The organism is Corallococcus sp. 4LFB (assembly GCF_046520365.1).
Classification (GTDB): domain Bacteria; phylum Myxococcota; class Myxococcia; order Myxococcales; family Myxococcaceae; genus Corallococcus; species Corallococcus caeni.
Window position 1 is genome coordinate 1 of sequence record NZ_JBKGHJ010000615.1, and the last position, 4,226, is coordinate 4,226.

Below are 4,226 nucleotides of genomic sequence, written 5' to 3' on the forward strand. Positions count from 1 at the left end.
GGAGATTCGTCGGGCTCGGCGGTGGGCTTGGGCGGCGCGGGTTCGACGGGGGCGGGGCCCGGTGGGTTTGTGCGCGTGGCCCGCAGGGTGCGGCGCAGCTTGGCCAGGTGCTGACGCAGGACATCCGCGGAGTTGGGGCGCGTCTCCGGGTCCTTGGTGAGCATCTGCAGGATGAAGGCGTCCACGGCGGGCGGCAGGTCGGGGACGAACTCCGACGGCCGGGGCGGGCGCGCCTCCACGTGCTTCATGAGCAGGTCCACCGGGGAGCTGCCGATGAAGGGCAGCCGGCCGGTGATGATCTCGAAGGTGACGACGCCCATGGCGTACAGGTCCGTCATGGGGCCCACGGACTGGCCGCGGGCCTGCTCGGGCGCCATGTACTCCGGGGTGCCGACGACCATGTCGGTGCGCGTCTGCGCGGTGCGGACGGTGGGGCCTTCGCCGCGCTTGGCGAGCCCGAAGTCCAGCAGCTTCACGTAGCGCGAGCCGTCCGGCTGGCGCACCAGGAAGATGTTGCTGGGCTTGAGGTCGCGGTGCACCACGCCCGCGCCGTGCGCGGCGCCCAGGGCGGCGAGCACTTCATCCAGCAGCGACAGGGCCTCCGGGACGGGCAGGCGGCCCTTCTCCGCGAGGATGGCGTCCAGCGGCTGACCGTCCAGGTACTCCATGACGATGTACTGGCGACCGTCGGGGAGCTGGCCGAAGCCGAAGATGTCGATGATGCCGCGGTGGCGGATGGCGTTGACGGCGCGGGCCTCCGCGAGGAGGCGGGCCACCTGTTCGGACGAGTGCGCCAACTCCGGGCGCAGCACCTTCACGGCGACGCGCTTGCCGATGAGGGGCTGGATGCCGTCGTAGACGAGCCCCATGCCGCCCACGCCGATGCGCGAGCGCAGCTCGTACTCGCCCAGCTTCAGGCCGATGAGGGGGTCGGTGGGGGCGATGGCTTCGTTACCGGGGTGCTCCACGATGACCTTCGGTTCCGGTGGAGTCGGATGGAACGACGACAGCACGACGGTGCCGTCGCGAGGGCACACCGCCGTCTCGGACGGAACGGTGAGGCCGCAGGTTTCGCAGATCAGCTCGGAAGACATCTCCACCACGGGGGAGCGTAACAGGTGAAATCCCGGGAAGCGAAGTCACGGCCCGTGGATGCAGGGCAAGCAAACAAGCACCTGCCCCCGGGTCTCGTTTTCTCACCCGCCGCTGTCACCCAGCGGGCGATGCGGTGGGTCAGGGCGTTCCGGCGTCGACGAAGGTGCAGCCGACAGAGGGGCTCTGGACGCCCTTGTCGCCTGGGTGTCCAGGGCCCTCTCCCCCGGTGCCACCGCCGACAGGATCGACCATTCCGCCGTCCTCGAGGGTGACCCTCGCGTCCTGGGCACACCAGATACCAATCGAAGGACCCCCGGCGCCCCCTCCACCCGCACCTCCCTGGCCTCCCTTTCCGCCCCTTCCTCCGTTGCCGCCATTGCCACCGTAGGTGGTGTAGCGGGTCGGGAGCTTGCTGATCACGGACACATCGGCCCCGATGCCGCCAAGTGCTCCTTCGCCGCCCGGTCCACCCACGCCGCCGTCGCCGCCCCTGCCGCCCGGGCCACCGCCTCGGGTCGTCAGCCGCGAGTTGACGCCCACGGTGGCGTGGGAGTCGATGAGGACCATTGCGATGGATGCGCCGCCCGCGCCACCGCCGGTTCCGGGCTCACCGCCACAACCCCCACTGCCTCCGCCTCCTCCGCCACCCGAGGCGGCGTTCTCGCTCGCATTGACGCTGCGGTCCGAGCACGCGCCACCACTCCCGCCGCCACCGCCCCCCGCGCCAATACGGCCTGGGGTCCCGCTGGCGCCGCGCTGGAGGGCCTGCGGCTCCCAAAGACCCGCATCCGGGTTCAGCAGGCCCATTCCCGTGCCCGCGTCACCCAGGAGTCCATCCATGCCCGGGTTGCCGATTCCTCCGTCAGCGCCCTGGCCTCCCGTGCATGTGTAGACGCCATTGCTGAGGACGGGACCTCCATCTCCACCGCCCAGTCCTCCCGCGGTGTCGGGCTCGCCTGTGCCACCGGTGTCTCCGAAGTCCCGGCCGACGCCGTTGGCTCCCGTGCCACCCACGCCCGAGCCATTGACCGAGCACGAGGGCACACCGCCCGGCCCCTGGTCGCCAGCAGTGCTGCCCTTCGCTGAACCGCCGTCAGTGCCTGGCGCGCCCGCCGCACCCCCATTACCCACCGCGCCCGCCTCACCCGGTCCACCTCGCCCTGCTTCGACGACGGTGTTGTGGAGCTGGAGGTCCGTGGTGTGGATGACCCGGAGGCCGATGGATGCGCCACTGAACTGGAGCGCGTCGCTGGAGGCGATGTGGAGTCCGTCCAGGAGGACGCGATCGCTGGTCACGTCGCGGACGGTGAAGGCCACCGTACCGCCAGCGATCAGCGTGCCGCCGTCCACATACCTGTCCCAGGCCTTGCTGGTCCCTCGACGGCTGTACCCGCCATGGATGGAAACAGGCAGGCCCACCACCTCCGTGGTGTCCGCGCTGTACGTGCCCCGCGCCAGGTAGATCGTGGTGCGTCCCGAGGGCGCGGTCTGGATGGCTTCCAGGGCCCGGCCCAGCGTGCTGAAGGGATGCTCTTGGGAGCCGTCGGCGGTGTCGCTGCCGGTCAGGGAGTCCACGAAGTAACCCGCGTCCGCGACGCCATCCACGCCGTCGCAGTCGGTGTCCCTTCCCTCATCATCGGGAAGGTCAGGCCCTGAATTGGGGACGGGCTCGCAGTCGTAACCCGCGTCCTCCCCGCCGTCGGTCCCGCCATCCCCGTTCGCCTGCGGTCCGCAGCGGCCCGCGTCCTGGCAGCCTTCATAGGCGGCTTCGAAGTCGCTGCAGCCGCCCATGCCGAGCACCGCACCGAACACCGCGCTCAGCGCGCCGACCTTCCAGAGGTTCCGCATGGCTTTCCCCGTGCTCACTGCCACGTCCCGGCGAAGCTCACTCCACCGCCCTGCGGCGTGAGCGTCACGGACGGCTGAACATTCGTCTGCTTCACCGGCAGGAAGTACATCAGCGCGCCCGCCGCGATGGCCGCCGCGCCCACTCCCATGCCCACCACGCCAATCGTCTGCGAGCGCTTGCCGGCGTCGCGGACCTCCTCTGCCTCCGCCAGCGTGGGGAACTCGTTGTTGTTCAGGTCGCTGAGCTTCCCGCGCGACTGCACGTAGAACACCGTCCCCACCCCCGCGAGCACCACGCCGCCCGCCGCCGGCACCCACGCCCACTTGCGCCGTCCCGGCGTCTCCACCGTCGTTGTGCCGCTCAGGCCCAGGTCCGTGGGCGGCTGCACGCCCGGCGTCAGGTCCGGCACCGGCACCGGCTGCTTCTCTCCCGGCGTCACGTTGGGCGTCGGCTGCGCCACGGGCGGCGTCACCGGCGGCGGCGCCACCGGCTCCGGACGCAGCACCCGCAGCGTGCGCGGCACCACCACGTCCAGCGACTTGCTGAGCGCTTCCAGCACCTGGTCCGCGCTCACGCCAGGGACGGACTCCTCGACGAGCGGCGCGCCGTCATGCGCCGTGTACACGCGCACGCCCGCCTTGTACGCGTTCAGGTACGGGCCAATCTCCGTCACCATCACCACGTCCGTCTTCGCCGCGATGCCCAGCGACGCGATGCAGGACGGCTGCGTGCGGTTGCAGCGCATCATCGCCGTGCGCTTCTTCTTCGGCAGGGTGCGCGTCACGTCCTCCACGCGGATCACCTCCAGGCCGCGGGCCTTGAGCTGCTCGGCCACGTGCTCCTGGGCCGTTCCGATGAGGTAGCGCGGCGTTCCCCGCGTCACGTCCGTGGGCGCCAGCAGCACGGTGACGGGTTTCGCGGAGGAGGGGGGCGCGGGCGCCTGGGCGACCACCAGGGTGAGCGCGGCGAGGAAGGGGATCAACACGGGAGCACTTTCTCCCCGACCCGCCCTCCTCGCAAGGTCAGGATTCGCGGACCCGCGTGGTGGGACAGGGCCCCACCCACCCGGGGGCGACGCCGGTGTCCGGCGCCGGGCGCCCGCGTGGACGCGACACGTCGCCGGTGCACGGGGAACCCGGAGGGTCCCCGCGCCACGGCGCGGCTAACCGGCGTCGGACGCTCCGGCGCGGGCGGATCTGCGTCTTCTCCGACGTGTTCAGCTCGTCCCCGGCCGGTCGTCGTCCTCGTCCTCGTCCAGGTCGTCGGAGGGCGGTGGCGGCGG

At 71.4% G+C, this 4,226-nt stretch carries 3 protein-coding genes; all 3 read right to left on the reverse strand.

The features are described from left to right. The coding region (locus ACLEQD_RS38080; RefSeq protein ID WP_410390755.1) for a serine/threonine-protein kinase at window positions 1–1,094 on the reverse strand (1,094 nt) is incomplete at its 3' end. Between the two features lie 139 nt (window positions 1,095–1,233). Then, window positions 1,234–2,943, reverse strand: coding sequence for a hypothetical protein (locus ACLEQD_RS38085; protein WP_410390756.1), 1,710 nt, complete (start codon window positions 2,941–2,943; stop codon window positions 1,234–1,236). A gap of 14 nt (window positions 2,944–2,957) precedes the next feature. Then, window positions 2,958–3,929 (reverse strand): hypothetical protein, encoded by a 972-nt coding sequence (locus ACLEQD_RS38090; protein ID WP_410390757.1) that lies wholly within the window; start codon window positions 3,927–3,929, stop codon window positions 2,958–2,960. Window positions 3,930–4,226: the final 297 nt, after the last annotated feature.

What these genes read in the sequence shown, in the direction of transcription:
- ACLEQD_RS38085 (WP_410390756.1), bottom strand. Translation starts at nt 2,943, where the DNA reads ATGCGGAACCTCTGGAAGGTCGGCGCGCTGAGCGCGGTGTTCGGTGCG.